This window comes from Caulobacter sp. NIBR2454 (genome assembly GCF_027474405.1).
Lineage (GTDB): Bacteria > Pseudomonadota > Alphaproteobacteria > Caulobacterales > Caulobacteraceae > Caulobacter.
Genome location: NZ_CP114871.1, coordinates 889,711 through 912,365, shown reverse-complemented (window position 1 = coordinate 912,365; position 22,655 = coordinate 889,711). Strand labels below are relative to the sequence as shown.

The 22,655-nt window shown below is 65.7% G+C and carries 14 protein-coding genes; 5 read left to right on the top strand and 9 right to left on the bottom strand.

Annotation, left to right across the window (positions count from 1 at the left end; genetic code table 11):
- Window positions 1-3 precede the first annotated feature (3 nt).
- A complete protein-coding gene (locus O5K31_RS04445; RefSeq protein WP_269716116.1) occupies window positions 4-636 on the top strand; it encodes a pyridoxamine 5'-phosphate oxidase family protein in 633 nt (210 codons plus the stop codon).
- An 8-nt stretch (window positions 637-644) separates the two neighbouring features.
- Here O5K31_RS04445 and O5K31_RS04440 read toward each other — a convergent pair whose 3' ends face one another.
- The 3 genes from O5K31_RS04440 to O5K31_RS04430 all read right to left on the bottom strand — a co-directional run bounded on the left by O5K31_RS04440 (window position 645) and on the right by O5K31_RS04430 (window position 5,667).
- Complete coding sequence (locus O5K31_RS04440) at window positions 645-2,177, bottom strand: class I adenylate-forming enzyme family protein (protein WP_269716999.1); 1,533 nt, start codon at window positions 2,175-2,177, stop codon at window positions 645-647.
- 97 nt (window positions 2,178-2,274) lie between these two features.
- Complete coding sequence (locus O5K31_RS04435; protein WP_269716115.1) at window positions 2,275-4,350, bottom strand: 3-hydroxyacyl-CoA dehydrogenase NAD-binding domain-containing protein; 2,076 nt, start codon at window positions 4,348-4,350, stop codon at window positions 2,275-2,277.
- Between the two features lie 90 nt (window positions 4,351-4,440).
- Entirely contained in the window at window positions 4,441-5,667 is a 1,227-nt protein-coding gene (locus tag O5K31_RS04430) for a serine hydrolase domain-containing protein (RefSeq protein ID WP_269716114.1), read from the bottom strand.
- A gap of 106 nt (window positions 5,668-5,773) precedes the next feature.
- Here O5K31_RS04430 and O5K31_RS04425 point away from each other — a divergent pair, with 106 nt between their 5' ends.
- The gene (locus tag O5K31_RS04425; protein ID WP_269716113.1) at window positions 5,774-7,003 is read left to right on the top strand and encodes a TetR/AcrR family transcriptional regulator; all 1,230 of its coding nucleotides are present in this window, start codon (window positions 5,774-5,776) and stop codon (window positions 7,001-7,003) included.
- A 103-nt stretch (window positions 7,004-7,106) separates the two neighbouring features.
- On the opposite strand, the gene O5K31_RS04420 is transcribed toward O5K31_RS04425, so the two are convergent.
- Entirely contained in the window at window positions 7,107-10,055 is a 2,949-nt protein-coding gene (locus O5K31_RS04420; protein ID WP_269716112.1) for a TonB-dependent receptor, read from the bottom strand.
- Between the two features lie 449 nt (window positions 10,056-10,504).
- Here O5K31_RS04420 and O5K31_RS04415 point away from each other — a divergent pair, with 449 nt between their 5' ends.
- Genes O5K31_RS04415 through O5K31_RS04405 form a run of 3 tightly spaced genes read left to right on the top strand, consistent with a single transcriptional unit; the run spans window position 10,505 to window position 16,151 of the window.
- On the top strand, window positions 10,505-11,965 hold the full coding sequence (locus O5K31_RS04415; RefSeq protein ID WP_269716111.1) for an efflux transporter outer membrane subunit: 1,461 nt from the start codon (window positions 10,505-10,507) through the stop codon (window positions 11,963-11,965).
- Window positions 11,962-13,038 carry an efflux RND transporter periplasmic adaptor subunit gene (locus tag O5K31_RS04410; protein ID WP_269716110.1) on the top strand — a complete coding sequence of 359 codons (1,077 nt, stop codon included), beginning with the start codon at window positions 11,962-11,964 and terminating at the stop codon, window positions 13,036-13,038. Before O5K31_RS04415 ends, O5K31_RS04410 begins: the two co-directional genes overlap by 4 nt.
- Window positions 13,038-16,151 carry an efflux RND transporter permease subunit gene (locus tag O5K31_RS04405; RefSeq protein WP_269716109.1) on the top strand — a complete coding sequence of 1,038 codons (3,114 nt, stop codon included), beginning with the start codon at window positions 13,038-13,040 and terminating at the stop codon, window positions 16,149-16,151. The genes O5K31_RS04410 and O5K31_RS04405 overlap by 1 nt, the downstream gene beginning before the upstream one ends.
- Window positions 16,152-16,198: 47 nt before the next feature.
- Here the strand turns inward: O5K31_RS04405 and O5K31_RS04400 are convergent, their stop codons facing one another.
- The 5 genes from O5K31_RS04400 to rpsG all read right to left on the bottom strand — a co-directional run bounded on the left by O5K31_RS04400 (window position 16,199) and on the right by rpsG (window position 22,646).
- Complete coding sequence (locus O5K31_RS04400; protein WP_269716108.1) at window positions 16,199-17,029, bottom strand: DUF1206 domain-containing protein; 831 nt, start codon at window positions 17,027-17,029, stop codon at window positions 16,199-16,201.
- Between the two features lie 35 nt (window positions 17,030-17,064).
- Window positions 17,065-18,588 (bottom strand): M20/M25/M40 family metallo-hydrolase, encoded by a 1,524-nt coding sequence (locus tag O5K31_RS04395; RefSeq protein ID WP_269716107.1) that lies wholly within the window; start codon window positions 18,586-18,588, stop codon window positions 17,065-17,067.
- Between the two features lie 168 nt (window positions 18,589-18,756).
- On the bottom strand, window positions 18,757-19,947 hold the full coding sequence (gene tuf / locus O5K31_RS04390; RefSeq protein ID WP_269713723.1) for an elongation factor Tu: 1,191 nt from the start codon (window positions 19,945-19,947) through the stop codon (window positions 18,757-18,759).
- A gap of 55 nt (window positions 19,948-20,002) precedes the next feature.
- A complete protein-coding gene (gene fusA / locus O5K31_RS04385) occupies window positions 20,003-22,081 on the bottom strand; it encodes an elongation factor G (RefSeq protein WP_269716106.1) in 2,079 nt (692 codons plus the stop codon).
- A 91-nt stretch (window positions 22,082-22,172) separates the two neighbouring features.
- On the bottom strand, window positions 22,173-22,646 hold the full coding sequence (rpsG, locus tag O5K31_RS04380; protein ID WP_269716105.1) for a 30S ribosomal protein S7: 474 nt from the start codon (window positions 22,644-22,646) through the stop codon (window positions 22,173-22,175).
- Window positions 22,647-22,655 lie beyond the last annotated feature (9 nt).

The following is a 22,655-nucleotide window of genomic DNA, read 5'->3' as shown; positions in this document are numbered from 1 at the left end:
GTCATGTCCTACGGCTTTCTCGATATCGCGATCACGCCAGCCGTCCGCGCTGCCCAGTCCAAGATGGGCGCGGACCGGATCTGGTCGAACTTCGAGGGTGATCGAAGCTCCGATGTGTTCACCGAGAACGAGGCGGCGTTCATCGCCGAGCGCGACAGCTTCTACATGGCGAGCGTGTCGGAAACCGGCTGGCCCTACGTACAGCACCGCGGAGGGCCGCCGGGCTTCCTGACGATGATCGACGACAGGACCCTGGCCTTCGCCGACTATCGGGGCAACCGGCAGTACATCAGCACGGGCAATCTGGCGGCCAACGACCGCGCCTGCCTGTTCCTGGTCGACTATCCGCGTCGGGCGCGGCTCAAGATCTACGCGCGGGTCGACATCCTGGACCTAGACGCCGAGCCTAGCCTTACGCAGGCCGTCACCGCTCCGGACTACCGGGCCAAGCTCGAACGCATCTACCGCCTTCGCCTAGAAGCCTTCGATTGGAACTGTCCGCAGCACATCACGCCGCGGTTCACCGAGGCGCAGATCACCCAGATGTTTCAACCCGTCCGTGAGCGGATGGCGCAGCTGGAAGCGGAGAACGAAGCGCTACGGGCTCGGCTCGCGGGCGCGCCTCGCGCGGTCTGACGACACGCTCAGCCGATGTAGGCGTCACGCAGCTCGCGCTTGAGCACCTTGCCGATATGGCTGCGCGGCAAAGCGTCAACGATGCGGACATCGGCCAAGCGCTGCATCTTGCCCAGGCGTTCATTAGCGAAGGTCTTCAGTTGGTCGGCGGCGACGGACGCGCCAGACTTCAGAGCCACAAACGCTACAGGCGTCTCGCCCCACTGGTCTGACGGAGCGGCGATCACGGCGACCTCGGCCACAGCCGGATGCTCGACGATCACCGCCTCAAGATCGCTGGGATAGATGTTGAAGCCGCCCGAGATGATCATGTCCTTCTTGCGGTCCATGAGCGTCAGGAAACCCTCGGCGTCGAAACGGCCGACATCACCGGTGCGGATGAAGCGTCCCCCGTCGGAGCTGATCCAAGTGGCCTCGTCGGTCTTGTCCTGCCGCCCGTGATAGCCGTTCATGGTGGCGGCCGAGCGGCCGACGATCTCGCCGACCTCGCCCGGCGGCAGCTCGCGACCGTCCTCGTCGATCACGCGGATATCGTGGCCGGGGATCGGCACGCCCACCGTGTGCAGCTTGTCAGGGAAGGCATGGCACATGAGGATGCAGGTGCCCCCGCCCTCGGTCATGCCGAAATACTCCACCAGCCCGCCGGGCCAGCGGTCCAGCACCTGCCGCTTAAGCTCCGCCGAGAAGGGCGCGCTGGTGCAGAACTTGATCTGGAAGCTGCTCAGGTCGGTCGTGTCGAAGTCCGGATGCTCCAGGATGCGTCGGTACTGCACCGGCACCAGCATGGCGTGGGTGACGCGGTGCTGCTCGGACAGAGCCAGGAACTTGCCGGCGTCGAACTTCTTCATCAGCACCACCGTACCGCCGCCCGCCAGGGTCGGGAAAAAGCAGACGAGTGTGGTGTTCGAATAGAGCGGCGTCGACAGCAGGCTTATGGGCGCAGGTTTGAAGCCGACCTCGCCCTGCAAGGCGATGTGCCTCCAGCGCATGCCATGTGACTGGACGATCCCCTTGGGCGCGCCCGTGGTGCCTGACGAGTAGATGATGTTGAAGGGATCGCCGCGCTCGATCTCGACCTCGGCCGGTCGCGCATCCTCATCCGCCAGCCAACCCTCGAAGGCCTCACCCGCCGCCGAGCCGTCCAACGTCACGCGGGGGACGTCCAGACGGTCCAGCACGCCGCTCATGGCGGTAGCTACGCCTTCGTCCAGGAAGAACAGCTTGGCGTCGCAATCGGCGACCATGCCCGCGATCTGCTCTGGTGAAGATGACGGCGCGATCGGCGCCACCGCCACACCGGCGCGCAGGGCGCCCAGGAACAGGGCCACATAGGGGATCGAGGCCATGGCGCAGACGGCCACCGCCTCGCCCTTGGAGATCTCGCCGCGCTGCAGGGCCGCCGCGACGCGATCCATGAGCAGGTCGAGGCCGGCGTAGTCGACGGTCTCCCCGCTCTCCATCACCACGGCCGGCCGGTCCGGCCCCTCCAGAGCTCGCTGGCGGATGACATCGCCAATAGTCCCGAAGTCCGCCGCGATCATGGCGTCGAGGGTCTGGGTCACGCGTCTCGTCTCCGAACTCGGTCTTTACAGCACACCTTGAAACGGGCCGCCGCGGCGGCTCCGGCGCCAGGCGACCCTAGAGGTCCTTGAAGCCCTTGCCTTCGGCGACGAGCTTTTCAAGCAAGGCCGACGGCTTGAAGTCGTCGCCCATCTCGTTCTGGAACTGCTTCAGGCGGGCCAGGATCTTGTCGAGGCCGACACTGTCAGCCCAGTGCATGGGGCCGCCGCGATAGACGGGCCAGCCATAGCCGTTGATCCAGACGATATCGATGTCGGAGGCGCGGATGGCCTTGCCTTCTTCCAGGATCTTCGCCCCCTCGTTGACCATCGGATAGAGGGTCCGCTCAAGAATCTCCTGATCGTCGATGTCACGCTGGTTGACGCCCGTCTTGGCGGCGAAGTCGCGGATCACCTGCTCGGTCACCGGCGATGGCTTGGCGTTGCGGTTTTCGTCGTAGTCGTAGAAGCCCTTGCCGTTCTTCTGGCCGCGGCGGTCCATCTCGCACAGCACTTCGCGCACGGTGGACGAACTGGTCTTGGCCGGGTCCCAGCCGATGTCGAGGCCGGCTAGGTCGCTCATGGCGAACGGGCCCATGGGCAGGCCAAAGTCGTAGAGCACCCGGTCCACGTCCCAGGGCATGGCTCCTTCCAGGATCAGCTTCTGAGCCTCGCGCTGGCGCTGGGCCAGCATGCGGTTGCCCACGAAGCCGAAGCAGACGCCGACCAAAACCCCGACCTTGCCGATGGTCTTGGACAGCTTCATCGCCGTGGCGATCACCGACCTATCGGTCTTCTCCCCACGCACGATCTCAAGCAGGCGCATGACATTGGCGGGCGAGAAGAAGTGCAGGCCGATCACGCTTTCCGGCCGACTGGTCGCCTGCGCGATTTCGTCGACGTTCAGGTACGAGGTGTTGGTCGCGAGGATCGCGCCGGGCTTGGCGATCTTATCCAGCTTGCCGAAGACGTCCTTCTTGATCTCCATCAGCTCGAACACGGCCTCGATGATCAGGTCGCAGTCGGCCAGATCCTCAAGGTTCATGGACGGGGTGAGCAGACCCATGCGGGTCTCCACGTCCTCGGGCTTCAGGCGGCCCTTCTTGGCGGTGTTCTCGTAATTCTTGCGGATGACGCCGACGCCGCGTTCCAAGTTCTCCTGCTTGGCCTCGATGATGGTCACCGGGATGCCGGCGTTGAGGAAGTTCATCGAGATGCCGCCGCCCATGGTGCCGGCGCCGATCACGCCGACCTTCTTGATCGGCAGGGTCGGGGTGTCCTCCGGCACATCGGGGATCTTGGCGGCCTGACGCTCGGCGAAGAAGACGTAGCGCTGAGCGGCCGACTGCGGGCCGGTCATCAGCTCCATGAACAGCTTGCGCTCGGTCTTCAGTCCCTGCTCGAAGGGCTCGTTCACCGCCGCTTCGATGGTCTGGATGTTGTATTCGGGCGCCAGGAAGCCGCGGAACTTGCGGGCGTTGGCCTTGCGGAAATCGGCGAAGATTTCCGGCTTGCCCTTGGCGGCGTCGATCTTGTCGTTGAGGTCGCGGACCTTCTTCAGCGGGCGGCCCTCGGCCACGATCTTGCGGGCGAAGGCGATGGCCCCGGCGCGCAGGTCGCCGTCGATCAGTTCGTCGAACAGGCCCATGGCGTGGGCGGCCTTGGCCGGTACGTGCTGGCCACTGGTGACCATCTCCAGCGCCTTCTCCACCCCGACGATGCGCGGCAGGCGCTGGGTGCCCCCCGCACCCGGCAAGAGGCCTAGGTTCACCTCCGGCAGACCGGCCTTGGCCGTCGGTACGGCGACGCGGTAGTGGGCGACCAGGGCCACTTCCAGCCCGCCGCCCAACACCGTGCCGTGGATCGCGGCGACCACCGGCTTGGACGCGTTCTCGATGCGGTTCTGCACGTCCTGCAGGCTGGGGCCGGTCATGGCCTTGCCGAACTCGCTGATGTCGGCCCCGGCGATGAAGGTCTTGCCTTCGCAGATCAGGACGATCGACTTGACCGAGGCGTCTGCGTCGGCGGCCTCGAAGGCCTTGTCCAGACCCTCACGCACCTTGGCGGACAGGGCGTTGACGGGCGGCGAGTTGAGGGTGACGACGGCGACGTCGCCTTCATTGGTCAGGTCGGTGACTTCGTTGATGGCGGCCATGGCGCTGCTCCCCGGTTCTTTTGAACACTTGTTTGGATAGCGTGCATGGCTGGGCGCGGGAGTCCAGACCCCCGCGTCCATCGATCCCTGTTAGCCCAAGGATTCCGTAACGGCCGAATATACCAGGGTGCGCAGTTCGCGGCGCACCGGATAGGCGCTGGACGGCATCAGCTGGGTCATGAACACCACCGCGATGTCCTCGACGGGGTCGCACCAGAAGGCGGTGCTGGCCATGCCCCCCCAGAAGTATTCGCCCAGGCTGCCCAGGTTCTTGGTGCGCGCCACATCCACCGTCATGGCGAAGCCAAGGCCAAAGCCCAGACCTTCGAACACCGCCTCGCTGAACAGGGAGGTGGAGACCTGAGTCAGCTCCTTGCCCCCCGGCAAGTGGTTCATGGTCATCAGCTTCAGGGTCTTGGGCCCGATCAGCCGCGCCCCGTCCAACTCACCGCCGTTCAGCAGCATGCGGCAGAAACGCATGTAGTCGGCGGCGGTGGAGACGAGCCCCCCGCCCCCGGACTTCAGTGAAGGATCAGCGAGATAAGCGCTCTTGGTCGGGTCGTCCTGCAGCACGACCTTGCCCGTGGGCGTGAGGGCATAGCAGGCCGGCAGACGGCTTTCCTGACCCGGACGGACGTAGAAGCCCGTGTCCACCATCTTAAGCGGCTCGAAGATACGCTCCTTCAGGAAAACGTCGAAGGGCTGGCCGCTGATAACCTGCACCAGATAACCCAGCACGTCGGTGGCGACGCCATAGCTCCAGCTCGTGCCCGGCTGATACTCCAGCGGGATGCCCGCCAGCTTGGCGATCATGTCGTCCAGCGTGCCGTCATTGGGCAGGTCGTCCAGCTTCAGCTTGCGATAGGCGGCATCCACGTTGCTGCGCTGCTGGAAGCCATAGGTTAGACCCGCCGTGTGCCGCAGCAGGTCCAGCACTCGCATGGGCTCGGTCGTCGGCTTGGTCTGCCAGGCGCTCTCGACGCCGGCGGCATAGACGCCCTGGTTCTTCCAGGCCGGGATGTAGCGATGGACAGGGTCGTCCAGCGAGACCTTGCCTTCCTCCACCAGCATCATCAGGGCGATGGAGGTGATGGGCTTGGTCATCGAATAGATGCGGAAGATCGCATCGTCCTTCAGCGGGACGTTGCGCTCGCGGTCCGCCAGACCCAGGACGCTGCTGTGAGCCAGCTGACCACGCCGCCAGACCAGGGTCTGGGCGCAGGGCAGCCTGCCGGTGTCGATGTAGCGCGACTGCAGGTGCGCATCGATGCGCCCCAGGCGCTCCGACGACATGCCGACCAATTCCGGTTTCCCCATCAGCGTTCTCCCCTGTGCTGTTCTTGCTGGACGTATTTTGCGGACGAAGCTTTATAGCGCTGTGCGCCGCGGGCAACCGGATTGGCGCGAACGGGACCCCGGAACCATGGCCGCAATCGCTCGACAGACCGCCGCCACGGCGCGCTACGAGGCCAAGAAGGAAGCGATCCTGGCCGCCGCCACCGCCACCCTGAACCGCCAGGGCGTCAAGGGCATGACCATGGCCGGCGTCGCCGCCGAGGTCGGGCTGATCACCACCAGCGTCACCTACTATTACAAGAAGAAGGAAGACCTGGCGGCCGCTTGCTTCCTGCGTGGGATCGAGCGTTTCGCCACGCTCGTGGACAAGGCCTCCGAAGCGGCCAATTCGCCGGACCGCCTCAAGGCCTTTCTCGACCAGTTTCTTGATCTGCAGCGCCGGGTGCGCAAGGGCGAGGCTCCGCCCCTGGTCAGCTTCACAGAGGTCCGCACTCTGAAGGAGCCCCACCGCACGCCGGTGTTCGAGGCGTTCAACAACCTGTTTCGCAAAGTGCGCGGTCTGTTCGATACGCCGGAACTGGCGGGCCTGAGCCGGGTCGAGCGCAATGCCCGCACCCACCTGTTGCTGGAGCAGATGTTCTGGACCGGCACCTGGCTGCGTCGGTACGAGACCGAGGACTATGGCCGCGTCCGCGACCGGATGTTCGATATTCTGACCGGCGGTCTCGCCGCCGCGGGGCGCGAATGGAATCCCGGTGACCTTACGGTGGGCCGGCTGACCACGGACCCTCAGGAAGCTTCGCGCGAAACCTTCCTCGTGGCCGCAACCCGACTGATCAATCAGCGCGGCTATCGTGGCGCATCGGTCGAGGACATATCGGCGGCCCTGAACGTCACCAAGGGTTCGTTCTACCATCACAACGACGCCAAGGACGGGCTGGTCGTCGCCTGCTTCGAGCGGACCTTCAACGTCCTGCGCGAGGCGCAGTCGGCGGCCCGTGATCTGCCCGGCGATCAGTGGAGCCGTCTGGCGGCGGCGACCTCGGCCCTGGCTCGTCATCAGCTGTCGGAACACGGCCCGCTGATGCGCGCCTCGGTGATGACCGCCTTGCCGGCCGAACTGCGCCACGACATGGCCGAACGCTATGTCCGGGCGTCGGACCGCTTCGCAGGCATGGTGTCGGACGGCGTAGCCGAGGGCTCGATCCGGCCGGTCGATCCGATGATCGCCGCCCATATGCTCAACTCGCTGCTCAACGCCGCCGCTTCGTTGGCGGCGTGGGCGGGCGACACAAAGAAGGAGGACGCAGCCGCCCTCCTGGTCCGCCCCTTGATGTTTGGGATTTTCAGACCCTAGCTCTGGCTAAAAAGCCCCCTCCCCCGTCGAGACGAAGGAGGGGCGAGGTAGGACTCGTCAGGCGAAACGGGCGACGACCACGAAGGCCCCCGCCCTTGCTCGCCTAGAACGCCTTGCGGATCCCGAGCTTGATCGTCCGGCCGAGCGCGTCGGCGGTGAACGGGTCATAGTTCAAGTCCAGCCGCGCGAAGGGCGGATCTTCGTCGAACGCATTATCGACGTTCAGCGTGACCGTCGTCTCGCCCGGCAGGCGCAGGCGATAGGTCATGTCGACCGTCGTGTAGCTGCCAATCGTCTTGCCTCCGCTGATCACCGTGTTGTTGGTGTTGGGGGTGGCGATGAACGGCGTGGTCCGCTGGTCGATATAGGAGTCGATGTAGTTGACGGTCACGCGCAGCAGGTGATCGCCGCGCTCCCATTCCGCGAAGGCCTGGCCCTTCCATTCGGGGATCGGCACCACGGTGGTCTGGTAGTTGAGGAAGCCGACGGCGTCGAAGGCCGGCGCCACGGTCTGGCCGGCGACGGCTTGGGCGTCCACTTCGTACTCGCGGACCCAGGTGGCGGTGCCGCCCATCATGAACTCGCCGCCCAGCACCTGACCAAAATCGAACGTGCCCATGAAGTCCAGGCCCGATGTCTTCACCGCCGAGCCGTTGACGTAGAAGGTCTGCAGGCGAGCGATGTTCGCCGCCGAGCAGGTTCCGCCGTTGAAGGTGAAGCGGGCCACCAGTTCCGCGAAGGCGGGATTGGAGCAGTTGTTGGCGCCGCCCGCCCCGTTCGGGAACACCGCGTTGACGATGCCGGCCACCGGTTCGGAGACGATCGGGTTGTCGAAATCGAAGCTGAAGTAGTCGATCGACCCCTTGAACCCGCCCGCTTCCAGCATCACGCCCAGGCTGTAGGTCGTGGCGCTTTCCGGCTCCATGTTCGGATTGCCGCCGATGTCCACGGCGCGGAAGGTGCCAAGAATGCTCTGCAGAGAGGTGATGTTGCCGGGCGACAGCTGAGCCAGCGGGGGACCGCGGAATGTGGTGCCGACCGAGCCGCGCATGGCCAGCCATTCCGCCACCTGCCAACGGGCAGACACTTTCGGATCGAAGGTCGATCCCACCGCGCCGCCATAGTCCTCATAGCGGGCGGCGAGCTGGACGTTGAAGCTCTCGAAGATCGGTAGCTGCAGTTCGCCGAAGAAGGCGCTGACGTCATTGTTGACATCCTGGGGCGTACCCACCCCCAGGAAGCCGAACGGCCCGTTGCGCTGGGCGGCCGGGCAGTTGGTCACGCCAAAGTCCGGCGTGTTGATGCAGGGGTTGATCAGGGAATTGGAGATGTCGTTGTAGTCCGACTTGAACCAGTCCTTGCGGTACTGGACGCCCAGCGCCCACTTGGCGTCGCCGCCAGGGAAGCTGATGCCCAGATCGCCATTGATCACGGCGTCCGCCACCAGAAGGCGGGCCTTCTGGGTGGTGGACAGCTCCTGGAAGAACCAGCGGGTCACTTCGGCGCTGTTGGCGACCGCGGGGTTGTATTGCGGGTTCACCTGACCGGTGATGCCGTTCTTCTGGATGGCGTTCGAGAACGGGTTGTACCAGAGACAGCCATTGGCCCCCGGCGTGTTGGCTGACCTGTTGCAGTTGGGACCGCCGAAACCGCGGATCGCCAGTTCCAGGCGGTTGACCAGGGTGTCATAGCCTGTCCGGGTGCCCTTCTCCTCGCTATAGGTCAGGGCGACGTCGTAGCCGATACCGCCTACCGTGCCGTTCAACCCGCCCGAGAAGCGGTAGAAGTCGTAGTAGCGTTCGCCCCGCGACGGGCCGTTGTCGAACATCGGGTTGCCGCCGACCAGGAATGGCCGGGCCGCCGGCGCCAGGTACGCCGCCCCAAAGGTGGTCAGGAAGCCAAACTGCGGATTCTTCGCCGCAAAATCGACGAGACCCGGGTTGTTGGTCGGCACATAGAACCGCCCGGCATAGAGCGCGCCGGCCAGAGCGCCCGCCCCGGCTAGAGCTTCCGGAGTCGGATTGGCCAGCAGGGCGTAGGACGGCGTGGTCTCCCACTTGGGCACTTCGGTGCGGCCGTAGAGCCCTTCGAGGTGGAGCTTGTGGTTGTCGTTGAACTCGTAATTGAACTGCCCGTAGACTTGGTAGTGCTCTTCCTTCTCAACCAGATTATCCCACTCGATGTAGTGCTCGTAGCAAGCTGGCGTCGTGCCGCTGAACCCGGGGGTGCCTCCGAGGGTCGCGCACTGCGGGTCGCGGAACAGGGTCGCGCCCGTGGCGGCGGGCGCCGTGAAGGACAGGAAGGTCCCGGGATTGCCGGCGGCGGTCCACCCGCCTTCCGGGTTTTCCAGATAGGGCCGGTTGGCCCAGTCGCGCTCGATCACGTCGAGCTCGCCGCGGTGCTGCCATCCGGCCGACAGCATCACGTCCATGCGGTCGTTGGACCATCCCCACAGGGCGCTGAGGCTGTAGTCGCCGCCATCTGAACCATCGACATAACGGTAGTCGGCGGCGAACTCGGCGCCGTCGAAACGGTTACGGGTGATGAAGTTGACCACCCCGCCAATGGCGTCGGAGCCATAGGTCGCGGCGGCGCCGTCCTTAAGCACCTCGATCCGCCCAATCGCCGCGCCGGGGATCATGTTGGTGTCGACGATGCCTGCGCCGGCCTGAGCCAGCGGGTTGATCGCCATGCGCCGCCCGTTAAGCAGGACAAGCGTGCGATTGGAGCCCAGCCCCCGCAGGTTCACCGAGCCGGAGCCTTCAGACCCCTGGGCGCGGCTGTCGAACTGGTTGGTGTCGCCCAGCACGCCATTACTAACCGCCAGCGACTTGATGAGCTCGACCGTCGAAGGCGAGCCTTGCTTTTGAAGTTCTTCAGCGGAGATCACATCCACCGGAAGCGCCGCGTCTTCCGGCGTCCCACGAATGAGCGAACCGGTGACCACCACCTCTTCGATCGTGTTCTGCCCGTCTTGAGCCACGGCGCCCATTGGCGTCAGCGCAGCCATGGCGAGGAGCGAAGCTCCAGCCAGGAAACCCGTTTTTGTCATTAGAATCCTCCCTTTTTTATTGCGCGTAACTGCTTTTGTTCTTGTTACGTACGGCCAGGCTCAGGCGGCGGCGCCTCCCTCGAACAGAATGAGCGGTATCTTTTGGAGGAACGAAGTTCGGCTTTGCGCCGGGCCATTTACGGCTCCAATCGGCTCAATCCTTCGCTGACCGCGCCAAGGCGCGGCTTTCAATCGCGAAGGAGAACACGCACGCATCACGCCAGACCCCTCCTGACGAACACTTGTTTCGATGATGCGGTATGTTTCGAAGCAACGTCAACCGGCGCTTGGATTTGCGCGCCGCATGAGGCGTTCGGGTCACAATCACTCACTGCTGCCGCAAATCGGCTCACGCGGTATGGCAAGCGTCACCGACCGGGACTATTTTCCGCCCGTTGCGTAGCGCTGCTCGGCCCATGGGCCTTCATCGGCGCGGAGGCGGGGAGCCGATGAAAAGTAGAATTTTGGGCGTTGCGGCGCTGGCTCCGCTGGTGCTCGCCGCTTGCGGCACGCCGCCGCGCAAACCAGACCTGACACTGCCGGCCGCCTATCAAGCCCCGGCCGCCCCGGCGCCAGCGGACGCCATCGCCTTGGACCAATGGTGGACGGCTTTCGGCGACCCCGAACTGACGGTCCTGATCCAGACCGCGCTCGACCGCAGCCCGGACGCCCGTAGCGCGGCCGCCCGGCTGGAGGAAGCGCGCGCCACCCGCCGCGGAACCCTGTGGGATGTCTACTTGCCCGACGGCGCCCTCGACGGCTCCGCACGCCGCACCGAGACCAAGCTGATCGACGGCACGCAATTGGAGATTCCCGGTTTCGCCAACAGCGGCGTCTCCAAGAGCTACGGCCTGAACTTCGACGTCAGCTATGAGCTGGACTTCTTCGGCGCCCGCCGCGCCGCCCGTCAGGTGGCTGATGCCGACTATGCCGCCGCGCGTTTCAACTATGAGGTCACGCGCGCCAGTCTGGCCGCCAATGTGGCCCAGTCCTATTTCGAGGCCCGTGGGCTGGCTATCCAGCTGGAAGACGCGCGCCAGACCGCGCGCCTGCAGAACGACCTCTACCAGGTGGCCTCAAAGCGCGCCGCCGCCGGTCTGGCGCCATCGTCCGAAGCCGACCAGTCCGCCGCATCGCTGGCCCAGTCCAACGCCCAGGCCGCCAACCTGGAAGCCGAACTGCAAGCGGCCAAGCGGACCCTGTTGATCCTGGCGGGTCGCGGCATCGATCCGGTGGAAAGCCTGCCGGCTCCCGCCGCCGTGCCGGTCGCCCCGCCTGTCCCGACCTCTGTTCCTGGCGAACTGCTGGAGCGACGCCCGGAAATCCGTGAGGCCGAAGCCCGCCTGCGCGCCGCCGCCGGCACCCTGCGCGGCAGTGAGGTCGCCCTCTTCCCCCGCTTCACCCTGACGCCTGGCATCGGCCTGACACGGAACGAACAGCCGGGCTTCTCCAGCACCACACGCGCCTGGTACCTGGGCGGCACGCTGATGCAGCCGATCCTGGATATCCCGCAGCTGCTGGCCCAGGAGAAGGCGACCCGCGCCCGCGCCGAGCAGGCCGTCGTCGCTTACGAAAAGGCTGTGCAGGACGCCTATGGCGAGGCCGAAAACACACTCGTGCGGCTGGCCGCCGACCATCGTCGCGTAGACTTGCTGACCGCGGGCGAAGCCCGCGCCCGCAAGGCGTATGACGCCGCGCGCAAGCGCTACGACATGGGCTTTGACGACCTGACCGCCGCTGTGACCGCCGAAACCAACTGGCGCGCCGCCCGCACCGCCCTGACCGGCGCCCAGGTCCAGTCCCTGACCCGCACCGTCCAGGCCTACAAGGCCCTGGGCGGCGGCTGGACCCCGCTTGATCAAAAGGCCGCTTCGGCCGCCAAGACCCCCGTCAAAGAGCCCCAAGCATGAGCACTCTTCGCCCCTGGACGACCGCCGCCCTGGTTCTGGCCGTCGGCCTCGCCGCCTGCGGCAAGAAGGAAGCGGACAAGGCTGAGGCTAATGCTTCCAGCGATGCGCGCACGGTCACGGTGACCCGCGTCGAGCTGCGCTCACTGGGCTCGGGCCTTACGGCCTCAGGTCGCCTGATCCCACGTGAGGAGGCCGCCGTCGGCTCCGAGCTCTCGGGCTATCGCGTCGCTCGCGTGCTGGTGGAGGAAGGCGCTGTGGTCCGCGCCGGCCAACCACTGGCCCAGCTCGATGACACCCTGTTGCGCGCACAGGTCGATCAGCAGGCCGCCGTGACCGCACAGGCGGAGGCGGAAGCTCGCCGCGTGGCTGGCCTCGACGGCCAGGGCGTGCTGTCCCAAGAACAGATTGAAACCCGCCGCTATACGGCCAAGGCGCAGCAGGCGGCGCTGAAGGAGCTTCGCACTCGCTCCGAGCGCATGACCATTACCGCCCCCGTCGGCGGCGTGGTGCTGGAACGCACCGTGAGGCCCGGCGACGTATCGGGCGGCGGCACGACCCCGTGGTTCCGCATCGCCCGCGACCAGCTGATCGAACTAGACGCCGAACTCAATGAGGCGGACCTCTCGAAGCTGAACGTCGGTTCGCCGGTGACGGTGACCCTGCCCGCCGGGACCCAGGTCCAGGGCACGGTTCGCCTGATCAGCCCGCAGATCAACGCCCAGACCCAGCTCGGCCGCGTTCGCGTTCGCCTTCCCGTCCGCGCCGACCTGCGCGCTGGCGGCTTCGCCCGCGCCGTGTTCGGCGGCGGCGGTCGTGAAGTCCTGGCCGTGCCTGAAACGGCGGTCCGCTATGACGCCGAAGGCGCCTCGGTCGCCACGGTCGGCGCCGATAACAAGGTCAAGCAAGTGCCGGTGAAGACTGGCCAGCGCGGCGGCGGCTTCGTCGAACTGGTCCAGGGTCCGCCCGCCGGCGCCCGCGTCCTGCTCGGCGCCGCGGCCTTCGCCCTCGACGGCGACGTCGTGCGTCCCGTCGAAGGCGCCGCCGGCGCCCCTAATCAGAAGGCGACGCGCTGATGGCGCCCGAAGGCTCGCAACTTCGCATCTCGGCATGGGCGATCAGGAATCCGACGCCCGTAGCCCTGCTGTTCATCGCCCTGGTGATCGTCGGGATCGGGGCGTACCTGTCCCTGCCGGTCAAACAGTTCCCCAACGTCTCGTTCCCCGCCGTGACGGTCACCGTCACGCAGAGCGGCGCGGCGCCGGGCGAGATGGAGACCCAGATCACCCGTCCCATCGAGGACGCGATCGCCGGCATCTCTAACGTCAAGACCATCCGCTCGTCGGTGGTCCAGGGCGCCTCGACCACCACGGTCGAGTTCGAACTGGGCGAGGACCTGCAAAAAGTCACCGACGAAATCCGCTCCAAGGTCGATCAGGCGCGAGCCCAGCTTCCGCGTGAGATCGACGAGCCGACCGTTCAGCGGCTGGAAATCGACTCCGCCCCGATCATGACCATCGCCGTCGCCGCGCCCTCCATGGCCCCGACGGAGCTGTCCTGGTTCATCGATGACACCGTCACCCGCGCCTTGCAGGGTGAAAAGGGCGTCGCCCAGGTGGCGCGCGTCGGCGGGGTGAACCGCGAGATCAACGTCATCGTCGACCCCGACCGCATGGCGGCTCAAGGCGTCACCGCGCCCCAGCTGAACCAGGCCCTCGCCGCGTACAGCATCGATTCCCCCGGCGGACGGGTGCGGATCGGCGGCCGCGAACAGACCCTGCGCGTGCTCGGCGCCGCCGAGACCATCGAACAGTTGCGCGCCCTGACCATCCCCACCGGCAATGGCCGCTTCGTGCAGCTAACCGACGTGGCCCAGGTGGGCGACGGCTCTGGCGAGGTGCGTGGCTTCGCCCGTCTCGACGGCAAGCCGGTCGTCGCCTTCCAGGTCATGAAGACCCGCGAAAGCAGCGACGTCGCCGTCGAAGACCGCGTGGCCAAGGCCATCGAGAAGCTGGCCGCCGACAATCCCGGCGTGACCTTCACCAAGATCTTCTCGACCGTCGATGACACCCGCGCCAGCTTCACCGCCACCGAGCACACCCTGCTCGAAGGCATGCTGCTGGCGTCGCTGGTGGTGTTCCTGTTCCTGCGTGAATGGCGCGCCACGGCGATCACCGCCCTGGCCATGCCGGTCTCGCTGATCCCGACCTTCGCCTTCATGGCGATCGCCGGCTTCTCGCTGAACGTGGTGACCCTGCTGGCCCTGACCCTGGTCATCGGCATCCTGGTCGACGACGCCATCGTCGAGATCGAGAACATCGAAAAGCGGGTCAGCCGCGGTCAACGGCCCTATCAGGCGGCGATCGAGGGCGCCGACGCCATTGGTCTTGCGGTCGTGGCGACCACCTTCACCATCGTCGCGGTGTTCGTGCCGGTGTCCTACATGCCGGGCATGCCGGGCCAGTTCTTCAAGGAGTTCGGCCTGACCGTCGCCGTGGCGGTCCTGTTCTCGCTGGTGGTGGCCCGCCTGCTGACCCCGCTGCTGGCCGCCTACTTCCTCAAGCCGGTCACCAACCCGCACCCGCGCAAGCCGTTCGAGGGCCGCTATCCCGCCCTGCTGAACTGGGCGCTGGATCATCGGATCGTCAGCTGCATCATCGGCGGCGTCATCTTCATCGGCTCGATCATGCTGGCTGGCCTGTTGCCAACGGCCTTCCAGCCGGCCGGCAACGCCAACTACTACTACCTCAAGGTCCAGGGCCCTCCTGGGGCCACCGCGCCCGTCATGGAGCGCACGATCCAGTCCGTCACCCGCATGTTCGAAGGCCGCGAGGAGACCGCTCACGTCTTCGCCCAGGTCGGCTCCAACATCGGCAGCGGCTGGGGCGGTCAAAGCGGCTCGGACCTGCGCGACGCCACGGTGACCATCGTGCTGAAGGACAAGCGCGACCTGACCGTGACCGAGATCAAGCAACTGGTTCGCAACGGTCTGCACGACATCCCCGACGCCCGCGTGAATCTGCTGGGCGACTGGGGCACCTCGGACGTCCAGACCATCCTCACCGCCGAAGACGGTGAACTGCTGGAGCGCACGGCCCTGCAGGTCGAGCGGGAGATGCGCGGCCTGAAGACCGTGGCCGATCCGCGTCCCTCCTCGCCCCCCAGCGGGCCGGAGATCGTGATCCGGCCGCGTTCCGATGAGGCCGCCCGCTTGGGCGTGAGCTCGGCCGATATCGCCGCCATCGCCCGCGTGGCCACGGTGGGCGATATCGACGCCAACGTCGCCAAGCTGACCGACGGCGAGCGCCGGGTGCCCGTCCGCATCCGTCTGGCCGAGGACTCGCGCCGCGACATCGAGGCGATCAAGGCCCTGCGCATCCCCACGGCTGATGGCTCCACCACCCGCCTCGACGCCGTGGCGGACGTTGAGTTCCAGGCCGGCCCGGCCAAGATCGACCGCTTCGCCCGCAAGCGTCAGCTGACCATCGAAGCCGACCTCGACAACGGCGCGCAGCTCGGTCAGGCGATCACCGAGGTCAACAACCTGCCGACCATGAAGAAGCTGCCGGCCGGGGTCACTCCGGCCTCGGCAGGCGATCAGGAAGCGTTCGTGGAGCTGTTCACCGGCTTTGCGGTCGCCCTGCTATCGGCCATCGGCCTCGTCTATGGCGTGCTGGTTCTGCTGTTCAAAAGCTTCTTCAAGCCGGTCACCATCCTGTCGGCCCTGCCCCTGGCCATCGGCGGCGCGTTCTTCGCCCTGCTGATCACAGGCCAGTCGCTGAGCATGCCGTCGCTGATCGGCTTTTTGATGTTGATGGGTCTGGCGGCCAAGAACTCGATCCTGCTGGTCGAGTACGCCATCGAGGAGGAACGGGCCGGCAAGAGCCAGCGGGACGCCATCATCGAGGCCTGCCGTGAACGGGCGCGTCCCATCGTCATGACAACCCTGGCCATGATGGCGGGCATGCTTCCCACGGCGATGGGCATCGGCAAGGGGGCGGAGTTCCGCCAGCCGATGGCTGTAGCCGTGATCGGCGGCCTGATAACCTCCACGGTGCTGTCGCTGGTGCTGGTCCCGGTGGTCTACGAGATCGTCGATGACTTCGAGGCCTGGCTGCGGCCAAAGCTGGCGCGCTGGGTCACACCTCGCGAGACGCCCGGCAAGACGGCCCCTGCCGACCGGCTCTAAACAAAAGGCCCCGGAGCAATCCGGGGCCTTTCTCTTTGATCGCCAAGCTAGTCCACCTTGATCCGGCGGTAGCGCGCCTCGATCAGGGCGAGCCCGCCAAAAGCCATCAGCCCAAGCCCGGTTACGGCAAGACCCAGCGAGCCGAAGGGCTGCCGCTCGATGGCCTGCAGGGCGCCGCCCAGGCTGACAGCCTCCGACGCCCGAAAGGCGAACGCCGCCCGCATCATGAAGAAGCCCATGGGCAGGAAGGCCACGCCCCGCGCGCCATAGCCCAACCGGCCCAGGATCAGCGCCCAGCCCTTCATCGTCCGGTGACAGCCGAGCTTGGCGCTGAAGTCCTTGGCGAAGGCCTGGATCAGGTTGCCGGCCGCCACCCCTAGGATGAACAGGGCGACCGCCCCCAACAGCCATTCGCCATAGGGCAGACGGATCAGTTCAAAGGCCATGGCCTCCGCCGCCTGCTCCTCGTCGGCCTCGCCAAAGTCCTCAAGCTCATCGAGCAGTTCGAAGGCGAACAGGCCAAGGCCGCCATAGACCACGCCGCTGATCGCTTGGCCGATGCGCGAGGCGATCGCCTTAGGCGAGGACCCCTGATCGTCGGCGTCAAATACAGCCTGAAGGGCGCGCCATCCGGCGAAGGCCCACAGCCCGGCCGCGATTGCGGCGATCATCGCATAGCCAGCCGGCCATTTGGCCCAGGCCTCGATCGCGCCCTTCGTCCCGGCGGCGCGGGGCGTCAGGTCCAGGGCGGCCATCACCCCAAGGACCCCGACGCTAAGATAGACAAGACCGCGCGCGATGTAGCCCAGGCGGCAGGCGATCGGCGTATAAACGCCGAAGGCCTTCCTGATCCTGCGTATGGCCGTGCTTGCCCCCATGGGAGGCCAAAACGGCGCGGGCGCGATTTGGCTCCCTATTTGATCGACGCGATCTCGTACATCAGGTCGACATAGCTCATGGCCCCGCCGACAAGACCCTCGACCTTGGGGTTCGAGGATTCGATCACGTAGTACTCGTTGGGCGCGTGAGCGCCGCTGCCGTGGCCCAGGCCGAACTGGCCGGCAGGCAGGCTGACCGGCGGCGAAGTGAACACCGCGCCCGGCCAGGACCCCGCCAGACGCGGATAGACCGACGCTGGCACGCCCAGGCGCTTGTAGCTGTTCAGCTGAGCGCGGATCAGGCGGCTGTTCTCGTCGGTCTCGGTGGGATCGTAGCCGCCGCTGACATTGAGCTCGATGTCCTGGAAGCCGCGCTTGTCCAGGTGGGCCCGGATCTTGGCGATCGAGTCCTCATAGGTCATGTCTGGCACGAGGCGCAGGTCGATCTTGGCGACCGCCCTGCCCGGCAGAACGGTCTTGCCGCCGGGGCCGGTATAGCCGGAGACGAGACCCTCGATATTGATCGTCGGCTGGGAGGCCAGGCGTTCCAGCGCCTGTTCCCACGGCAGGTCGTCGATCCACTTGTCGACGCCCAGGGCTTTCTTGGCGTCCGCCTCGCTCATCTGCTTGGCGGCCAGGGCGATCAGCTCTTTTTCACGCGCGGTAAGGGGGCGGACCTTCTCGAAGTAGCCGTCGACCGCGGGGTTATTACCGTCCGGGGTGACCAGGGTGGTCAGGGCCTGGACCAGGCGCCAGGCCGGGCTGTCGACACGCGCCTTTTCACTGGAGTGGATGTCGGTCTTGGGGCCGCGGCCCCACTTGGCGCCGCTGGCGACCAGTTCGAACTCGACCACGCCCTTGGCGCCGAGGTTGACGCTGACGCCGCCATTGCTGGGGCTCTGCCAGCCAGCGGGGATGACCACGCCCTCGCACTTCTTCAGGGCGGCCAGAACGTTGGGCTTGGTGACCACTTGGCGGAAGTGCGGGCTGCCGATCTCCTCCTCACCTTCACAGACGAGAACCAGATTGACGGGAGGCTTCTTGCCGGCAGCGCGGATGGCGTGCAGGCCGGCCAGGAAAGTGGCCTGGGGCCCCTTCTGGTTCACGGCGCCGCGGCCGACGATCACCTTGCCGAAGCCAGGCTTATCGACGATGCGGGCCTCCAGCGGCGGCGACGACCACTCGGCCGGGTCGTACTGCTTGACGTCGTACATGAAGTACACGGCCAGCCAGCGCTTGGCGCCGACGTCCAGGGTGGCGAATACGCCCGGCGCGCCATCGGTAGGCACCTTCTCCACGTGCTGGAAACCGGCGTCCTTGGCCAGCGCCATCATGTAGTCGCAGCCCTTGTCCATGTCGCGGTTCTCGGCGGCGATGGACGGCAGGGCGATCCAGTCTTGGATGCGCTTGACCGAAGCGTCGTAGCCGGCCTCGGCGGCCTTGCGGATGGCCACCATGTCGCTGGCGGCGGCGGCGAAGCTGAGACCCGGCGCGAAGAGGGTCGCGGCGGCGGCTCCGGTGAGCAGCGTGCGACGGTTATGGACAGTGAAATTCGACATCCCGTTCCCCCAGGAAGTTTGACCCGGGCGGGATTAGGAGGCCGAGATCCGCCAGCCGACAAGCGATTCCGGCGGAGCTTCGTTCGCTGAAGCCACGAACAAAAAACCCTCCGGATTTCTCCGGAGGGTTCTTGTCGTTCAGCAGGTGCTGAGATCGGTGAGTAGGGACTACTCGACGATCTTGGCCACCACGCCGGCGCCGACGGTGCGGCCGCCTTCGCGGATGGCGAAGCGCAGGCCCTGGTCCATGGCGATCGGGGTGATCAGCTCGACGTCCAGCTCGGCGTTGTCGCCCGGCATGATCATTTCCACGCCTTCGCGCAGCTTGATGATCCCGGTCACGTCCGTGGTGCGGAAGTAGAACTGCGGGCGGTAGTTGGTGAAGAACGGGGTGTGACGGCCGCCTTCTTCCTTGGTCAGGATGTAGGCTTCGGCCACGAACTTGGTGTGCGGCGTGATCGAGCCGGGCTTGCACAGCACTTGGCCGCGCTCGACGTCTTCACGCTTGGTGCCGCGCAGCAGCACGCCCACGTTGTCGCCAGCCTGACCTTGGTCCAGCAGCTTGCGGAACATTTCCACGCCCGTGCAGGTCGTCTTCTGGACCGGACGGATGCCGACGATCTCGACTTCCTCACCGACCTTCACGATGCCCTTCTCGACGCGGCCCGTGACCACGGTGCCGCGGCCCGAGATCGAGAACACGTCTTCGACCGGCATCAGGAACGGCAGGTCCACCGGACGCTCCGGCTGCGGGATGTAGGCGTCAACCGAAGCCATCAGCTCCAGAACGCGCTCCTGGCCGATTTCCGGGTTGCGGTCTTCAACCGCCGCCAGGGCCGAGCCCTTGGTGATCGGAATGTCGTCGCCCGGGAACTGGTAGGACGACAGCAGCTCGCGAACTTCCATCTCGACCAGGTCGAGCAGTTCTTCGTCGTCGACCATGTCGACCTTGTTCATGAACACCACCAGAGCCGGCACGCCGACCTGACGGGCCAGAAGGATGTGCTCGCGGGTCTGCGGCATCGGGCCGTCAGCGGCCGAAACCACCAGGATCGCGCCGTCCATCTGCGCCGCGCCCGTGATCATGTTCTTCACGTAGTCGGCGTGGCCCGGGCAATCGACGTGGGCGTAGTGACGGTTGGCCGTCTCATATTCCACGTGCGCGGTGTTGATGGTGATGCCGCGAGCCTTCTCTTCCGGCGCAGCGTCGATGTCAGCGTAGTTCATCGCCTTGGCGCCGCCCGTCTTGGCCAGCGTCAGCGTGATCGCCGCCGTCAACGTCGTCTTGCCATGGTCAACGTGACCAATCGTGCCGATGTTGCAGTGCGGCTTGTTACGTTCGAACTTTTCCTTGGCCATTTTCTTAGCTCCAGGACCCCAGAGGGGCCTTCAGTGGTTGGGTTTCTGGGGTGGTTTAGGCGTACTTCTTGATCACTTCGTCGGCGACGTGTTGCGGCACCGGATCGTAGTGGTCGTATTGCATGGTGAACTGGGCGCGGCCCTGAGACATGCCGCGCAGGGTGTTCACGTAGCCGAACATGTTGGCCAGCGGCACGAAGGCGTTCACCACCGTGGCGTTGCCGCGCATGTCCTGGCCCTGGATCATGCCACGACGACCGTTCAGGTCGCCGATGACCGAGCCCAGGTATTCTTCCGGCGTCACGACTTCCACGGCCATGATCGGCTCGAGCAGCTTGGGAGCGCCCTTTTCGCGGAGTTCCTTGAAGGCGGCGCGAGCGGCGATTTCGAAGGCCAGGACCGACGAGTCGACGTCGTGATACTTGCCGTCCGTCAGGGTCGCCTTGAAGTCGATCAGCGGGAAGCCAGCCAGCAGGCCGTTGTCCTTGACCGATTCCAGACCCTTTTCGACGCCCGGGATGTATTCCTTGGGCACCGCGCCGCCAACGATGGCGCTTTCGAACACGAAGCCCGAGCCCGGCTCGCCCGGCTCGAAGGTGATCATGACGCGGGCGAACTGACCGGTACCACCGGTCTGCTTCTTGTGGGTGTAGTCGATGTCGACCTTCTTACCCAGGCTCTCACGATAGGCCACCTGCGGCGCGCCGATATTGGCTTCGACCTTGTAGGTCCGCTTCAGAATGTCGATCTTGATGTCCAGGTGCAGTTCACCCATGCCCTTCAGGATCGTCTGGCCCGACTCGAAGTCGGTCGAGACGGTGAAGGACGGATCTTCGGCGGCCAGCTTGGCCAGGGCGACGCCCAGCTTTTCCTGGTCAGCCTTCGACTTCGGCTCGACCGCGATCTCGATGACCGGGGCCGGGAACTCCATGCGCTCCAGGATGACCGGCGACTTCAGCGGATCGCACAGGGTGTCGCCCGTGCGGGTGTCCTTGAGGCCGGCCAGGGCGACGATGTCGCCGGCGTAGGCTTCCTTGATGTCTTCGCGGTTGTTGGAGTGCATCAGCAGCATGCGGCCGACGCGCTCGCGCTTGTCGCGGGTCGAGTTCATCAGGCTCATGCCGGTCTCGAGCTTGCCCGAGTAGATGCGGCAGAAGGTCAGCGAACCGACGAACGGGTCGTCCATGATCTTGAACGCCAGGACCGACAGCGGCTCATCGTCCGAAGCGCGACGAACGACTTCTTCTTCGGTCTTGAAGTCGATGCCCTTGGTCGGCGGGATGTCCACCGGCGAAGGCAGGTAGTCGACGACGGCGTCGAGCAGGGGCTGCACGCCCTTGTTCTTAAAGGCCGAGCCGCAGAGGATCGGATAGAAGGCGCCTTCCAGAACGGCCTTGCGCAGGCATTTCTTGATGGTGGCTTCCGAGGGCTCTTCGCCGCCCAGATAAGCTTCCATCGCCTCGTCGTCCATTTCGACGGCGTTCTCGACGAGATAGGCGCGGGCCGCGACGGCCTTGTCCATCAGGTCGGCGGGGATTTCTTCGTCGCGGAACGACGCGCCCAGGCCGTCATTGTCCCAGACCACGGCCTTCATGCGGACCAGGTCCACGAGGCCCTTCAGGTTCGATTCCGAACCGATCGGGAATTGGATCGGCACGGCCTTGGCGCCCAGACGGTCACGGATCGACTCGACCGACTTGTCGAAGTCGGCGCCGATCTTGTCCATCTTGTTGACGAAGACGATCCGCGGAACCTTGTACTTGTCGGCCTGACGCCAGACGGTTTCGGTTTGCGGCTCCACGCCGGCGTTGCCGTCCAGCACGGTGACGGCGCCGTCGAGGACGCGCAGCGAGCGCTCGACTTCAATCGTGAAGTCCACGTGCCCGGGGGTGTCGATGATGTTCAGGCGCTTGTCGTTCCAGAACGCGGTCGTGGCGGCCGACGTAATGGTGATGCCACGCTCCTGCTCCTGCTCCATCCAGTCCATGGTCGCGGCGCCGTCGTGGACTTCGCCGATCTTATGGGACTTGCCGGTGTAGTAGAGGATCCGCTCGGTCGTGGTCGTCTTGCCCGCGTCGATGTGGGCCATGATGCCGAAGTTGCGGTAGTCTTCGATTTTATGCGTGCGGGGCATTGCGGTCGCCTTGCAGAAACGGGGCGGAAAACGTGCGGCGCGGGCGGTTTATCTCAAACCGCCCGCGCCTGAAAGGGTCTGGTAAGAAAGGTTACCAGCGGTAGTGCGAGAACGCCCGGTTGGCTTCCGCCATCTTGTGGGTGTCTTCGCGCTTCTTCACGGCGGTGCCGCGGTTGTTCGAGGCGTCGAGCAGTTCACCGGCCAGCTTCTCGGTCATGGTGTTTTCACCACGCTTGCGAGCGGCGGTCACCAGCCAACGAATGGCCAGGGCGCGACGACGGTCCGGACGGACTTCGACGGGCACCTGGTAGGTGGCGCCGCCGACCCGGCGGGAGCGGACTTCGATGGACGGCGCGACGTTGTCGAGGGCCGAGTGGAAGGTTTCCAGGGGACCCTGGTCCTTGCGCTTGGCTTCGAGGATGTCGAAGGCGCCATAGATGATGTTTTCGGCGACGGCTTTTTTGCCTTCGTACATCACGTAGTTCATGAACTTGGTGACGACGAGATCCCCGAACTTGGGATCCGGAAGAACGTCACGTTTCTCTGCGCGGCGGCGGCGGGACATATCGGTCTT

Coding starts and splice junctions, on each gene's coding strand:
- O5K31_RS04445 (WP_269716116.1), top strand. CDS start 4: ATGTCCTACGGCTTTCTCGATATCGCGATCACGCCAGCCGTCCGCGCT.
- O5K31_RS04440 (WP_269716999.1), bottom strand. CDS start 2,177: ATGATCGCGGCGGACTTCGGGACTATTGGCGATGTCATCCGCCAGCGA.
- O5K31_RS04435 (WP_269716115.1), bottom strand. CDS start 4,350: ATGGCCGCCATCAACGAAGTCACCGACCTGACCAATGAAGGCGACGTC.
- O5K31_RS04430 (WP_269716114.1), bottom strand. CDS start 5,667: ATGGGGAAACCGGAATTGGTCGGCATGTCGTCGGAGCGCCTGGGGCGC.
- O5K31_RS04425 (WP_269716113.1), top strand. CDS start 5,774: ATGGCCGCAATCGCTCGACAGACCGCCGCCACGGCGCGCTACGAGGCC.
- O5K31_RS04420 (WP_269716112.1), bottom strand. CDS start 10,055: ATGACAAAAACGGGTTTCCTGGCTGGAGCTTCGCTCCTCGCCATGGCT.
- O5K31_RS04415 (WP_269716111.1), top strand. CDS start 10,505: ATGAAAAGTAGAATTTTGGGCGTTGCGGCGCTGGCTCCGCTGGTGCTC.
- O5K31_RS04410 (WP_269716110.1), top strand. CDS start 11,962: ATGAGCACTCTTCGCCCCTGGACGACCGCCGCCCTGGTTCTGGCCGTC.
- O5K31_RS04405 (WP_269716109.1), top strand. CDS start 13,038: ATGGCGCCCGAAGGCTCGCAACTTCGCATCTCGGCATGGGCGATCAGG.
- O5K31_RS04400 (WP_269716108.1), bottom strand. CDS start 17,029: ATGGGGGCAAGCACGGCCATACGCAGGATCAGGAAGGCCTTCGGCGTT.
- O5K31_RS04395 (WP_269716107.1), bottom strand. CDS start 18,588: ATGTCGAATTTCACTGTCCATAACCGTCGCACGCTGCTCACCGGAGCC.
- tuf (WP_269713723.1), bottom strand. CDS start 19,947: ATGGCCAAGGAAAAGTTCGAACGTAACAAGCCGCACTGCAACATCGGC.
- fusA (WP_269716106.1), bottom strand. CDS start 22,081: ATGCCCCGCACGCATAAAATCGAAGACTACCGCAACTTCGGCATCATG.
- rpsG (WP_269716105.1), bottom strand. CDS start 22,646: ATGTCCCGCCGCCGCCGCGCAGAGAAACGTGACGTTCTTCCGGATCCC.